The sequence below is a fragment of the Mesorhizobium sp. M7A.F.Ca.MR.362.00.0.0 genome, assembly GCF_004023175.1.
Taxonomy (GTDB): Bacteria; Pseudomonadota; Alphaproteobacteria; order Rhizobiales; family Rhizobiaceae; genus Mesorhizobium.
The window spans coordinates 753-4652 of the sequence record NZ_RZTF01000460.1; the positions used below are offsets into that span (position 1 = coordinate 753).

Below are 3900 nucleotides of genomic sequence, written 5' to 3' on the forward strand. Positions count from 1 at the left end.
GTTCCACACCGACCGCGACACAACTGCCAATGACGAGGATGGCTCCGACAATGGCCGTCACCGTCAGCCGTTCGCCGGACAAGGTCAAAAGCAGGGTCGAGGCGATCGGCGTGAGATAGGCGACCACCGCGACCCTGCCGCTGCCTTCAAGCTTCAAGGCGCGCGACCAGAAATAGTAGCCCAGGCCCATCGGACCGGCGCCGAGATAAAGGCCGAGGGCCAGGTCCGCGCCGACGGGCCAGGTGAAACCGTCGCGAGCGCACCACAGAAACATCAAAGCGACGCCAATCAAAGACGATGGCAGCAACAGGCGATCCGCTGGAGTGGCCACCCGTCCCACCATGAGCGAATAGAAGGCCATGCACAGCGCTGACCCGAATGCGGCGAGATAGCCGACCAGATCGCCCTCGAACCAGGATTGGTTGCGCCCTCCCGAAATCACCAGTGCAACGCCGATGAAGCCCACCACCGCGGCGAGACCCAACAGTGCCGGACGCCGCGGATTTTCCAAGGCAATGACTGCCGCCGCGACCCTCAGCGGCCAGGTGTAGGCCACCAGATTGGCCTCGATCACCGGCATCGAAGCGAAGGCGATGTATTGCAGCACCATGGTGCCGACCAGGCCGATGAAGCCGATCGCGAGAGAGATGAGCGCCGCCCCGGCGGTGACCGGTGCTACTCTTTCGCGGCTCATCAATCGGATAGCGGCGAAGACGAGTGCTGCGCCTGCAAATTGCAGGAACTGGACCTGCGACACCGGGTGGCTGGCCAGCAGGAATTTGCCGACCAGGGCATTGGTGGACCACAACGCCACCGCACCGGCAGCGAAGACCAACGCGGATATCGAGCCGGATCCCTGCCGAAACAATCGGCATGGGACTCTATGTTGCTGTTCGACCATGATCCTGTCCGAAAACCGGTTCCGACTTATCGGGGTCATGGTTCATTACCATGATTCCCTGGCGCCGCCCGGAACCGGTGCCTCGACGGCGGTGGGCACGGGATGCTCCGCCTCGAACCGACGATAGGCCGGCAGCTGATTGGTCCAGACATCTTCGGCCAGTTCGCTGACCCACTCACGGTCGTGGTCGTTGTCGGCGGCGAGATAGAACATTCTGTTATCGTCGACATAGGGCTTGGCCACCGAGCGCTGGTTGAGCACCAGCGTGACGCGCTCGCCGAACCGGATCGGAGCGGTGCGATGCAGGACGCCCAGGAATTGGCCGAGCGTCGCGTAGTTCATCTTGTGATCGATGCGCATGACACTGTTGCGCGGGATTTCGCGGCCGGCTTCGAGAATGGCGCGGCCGGTTTCGGAGTCGTCGCAGTAGATTTCGAGGTGGCCGCCGACCAGCGGATTGCTGATCGACAGCGGAATGAGCTCTGTGACCGGAACGCCATCGCAATGCCACTCCACGGCGCCGTCCTTTGGATTCATGAAGGTGACCGTCGAGCCGACGATCGACAGCGGATAGGGCTCCAGCTTGGTGCCCATCATGTCGGACAGCCGCTCCAGGCGCAGCTTGTCATGCAGCAATTCCTTGATCTCGGGGATGAAACGGTCGGCCCCGGTGATGAAGGTCAGATCGAGGTGCTTGTGCACGGCATGGCTGGCCTTGAGCTTCAGGGCAGCATCCTCGATCGCGGCAAGCAGTGCCGGGTCATAGCCGTGCAGATATTGCGCGACACCGAAACTCGACACTTTCCAGGCGGTTTCATGGCCGATAATGGCTTCGCGGCTCATCGCATAACGCAGTTCGGGAATGGTATGGGCGTTCATTGTACTTCTCCAGGATGGGGGCAACACTTGGTAAACAGTCGATTAATTCACCCACCCCTGTAAAATTAGGAATGCTGGTGCTAGTGTAAGCCAAGCTTAAGGTCGAAACCGTGCGTCTGCTCAGTCAGGTCAACCTCAATTCGCTTAAAATCGTGGAGAGTGCTGCGAGGCACGGTAATTTCACGCGTGCCGGCGAAGAACAGTTTATTACCGCTTCAGCGGTCAGCCAGCGCGTGAAAAGCCTTGAGGATCAGCTTCGTTTCAAGATTTTCCAGCGCGGCGGAAATGCGGTGTCGTTGACGCCGGAGGGCGAGACCTATGTCTCGCGCGTTCGCGAGGCGCTGGAGCGAATCGTCGCCGCCAGCATGGAAGCGACCGGGCAATCGCAGGAGCATGTGCTAAAAATATCGGTGCTGCCGACCTTTGCGGCACGCTGGCTGTTTCCGCGCCTGCCGCTGTTCCAGCAGCAATATCCCGAAATCGTGATGCGGGTCTCGACCTCCTACGCTACGCATGAGTTCACGGCCTCGGAATTCGATCTCGAAATCCGTTATGGCGACGGTCACTTTCACGGGCTGCAATCCGATCTGCTGTTTCGCGAAGACCTGACACCGGTGTGCAGCCGCAAGCTGTTCCACGAAGTTCTCGGCGATAAGCGGCTGTCGAAGGTGACACCGGACGACCTCAAGCACTTCACCCTGCTGCATTCCGACACCTGCACCCAGAATTGGCAATCCTGGCTTGGTTTCGCCGGCGCCAGCTTCGTGCTCAGCGAGACCAAGAGCATCTATTTCGACTCGTGCATGATGTCCTACGAGGCAGCCAATTCCGGGATGGGCTTTGCGGTGGCCAACCGTGCCTATATGGCCAGCGACATCCGCGCCGAAAGGCTGGTGGCTCCCTTCGCCGTCCACCACCCGAACACGGCTGGTTGGTATTTTGTTTCCCCGCTGAGAGGCCTTGCCGCACGCAAGGTCCAGTTGTTCAAGCAGTGGGTGATGGCGGAAGCGGCTCTGACGCAGTGCCAACTGGACAGCGAAATCAGGGGCGAGGCTTCGACGGCCGCCTGAATCTCGGGCAAGTATCCGGTGTGCCGGCTAATTTCTGATGCACAGACAATGCTGCAGCACAAAATGCAGAGATAGTAGGCGCAAGCTCTTCAACCTTCGGACGGCACCGAATCAGGCGAAAGCTCTGCCCTCCTCGGTCCGCTGAAAAAGCATCAGGTCCAACCCCAGGCTTGGCCGTCCCAGGATAGTCAGGATCGTATGCGCCTGGCCGCGATGGTGGGTCTGGTGGTTGAAGACATGATCCAGCGCCGGCGCCAGCCTTTGCGAGACGGTGCGCATGTCCGAAACGGTCATGTAGGTGAAGCGGCCCGTCAACGCCTTGTCATTGAGGCCGCCGACCCAATCGATGATCCTCCTGTCCTCGGCTTCACGCGCCGCCCGCAGGCCGGTCAACCCCCGATGCAGGATGGCATCCAGTGTCGTCGGCGCGTCGCCCTCGCCGGTGAAGCGCTTCATCCAGATCCGGTCGGCCGTCAAAAGGTGGTTGAGCGTGCCCATCATCGAGCCGAAGAAGGCGCCGACATCGCGGTTGAATTCCTCATCATCGAGTTCGGCGGCGGCATCATAGATGCGACCGTTGGCCCATTGATTATAGGCCGCAAACATCATGAAATGCTGTCTCATGGCTTCCCTCGGCTCACGTCGATGCGGGGCCTACCTAACCCGCAGGAACGCCGCCGCCAATGACCATTCTGCTCTATGATCTCGTCGGACGCGACACCACACGTCCGTTCAGCCCGCATTGCTGGAAGGTGGTGATGGCGCTTGCCCACAAGGGGCTCGACATATCGACCGTACCGACGCGCTTTCTCGAGGTGCCCGCTGTCGAGGGCGGCGTTTCGAAAACCGTTCCGGTGATCCGGGACGGCGAGACGGTCGTCGCGGATTCCTTCGCCATCGCGCTCTATCTCGATGAGGCCTATCCGGACCGGCCGACGCTGTTTGGCGGTGAAGGCGGCAAGGCGATGGCGCGCTTCATCGAACGCTGGTCGCAAGTGACCATTCATCCCTACGTGACCACCGCGGCGATCATGGACCTCCATGCCATGC

General features: G+C 60.7%; 5 protein-coding genes. 2 read left to right on the forward strand and 3 right to left on the reverse strand.

All coding sequences use genetic code 11. The features are described 5' to 3' along the window. Together EOC06_RS32980 and EOC06_RS40420 are read right to left on the reverse strand one after the other, a co-directional pair. Positions 1-901: DMT family transporter (locus tag EOC06_RS32980; RefSeq protein WP_164898877.1), on the reverse strand; the 901-nt coding region annotated here is incomplete at its 3' end. A 45-nt stretch (positions 902-946) separates the two neighbouring features. Continuing rightward, entirely contained in the window at positions 947-1780 is an 834-nt protein-coding gene (locus EOC06_RS40420; RefSeq protein ID WP_164898875.1) for a hypothetical protein, read from the reverse strand. Positions 1781-1890: 110 nt separating this feature from the next. On the opposite strand from EOC06_RS40420, the gene EOC06_RS32995 reads away from it, so the two are divergent. Then, on the forward strand, positions 1891-2850 hold the full coding sequence (locus tag EOC06_RS32995; protein ID WP_128309762.1) for a LysR substrate-binding domain-containing protein: 960 nt from the start codon (positions 1891-1893) through the stop codon (positions 2848-2850). Positions 2851-2961: 111 nt separating this feature from the next. Here EOC06_RS32995 and EOC06_RS33000 read toward each other — a convergent pair whose 3' ends face one another. After that, positions 2962-3474, reverse strand: coding sequence for a DinB family protein (locus EOC06_RS33000; RefSeq protein ID WP_013532473.1), 513 nt, complete (start codon positions 3472-3474; stop codon positions 2962-2964). A gap of 59 nt (positions 3475-3533) precedes the next feature. Here EOC06_RS33000 and EOC06_RS33005 point away from each other — a divergent pair. Beyond that, positions 3534-3900, forward strand: a 367-nt coding sequence (locus EOC06_RS33005) for a glutathione S-transferase family protein (RefSeq protein ID WP_164898876.1), incomplete at its 3' end; no start/stop codon positions are given.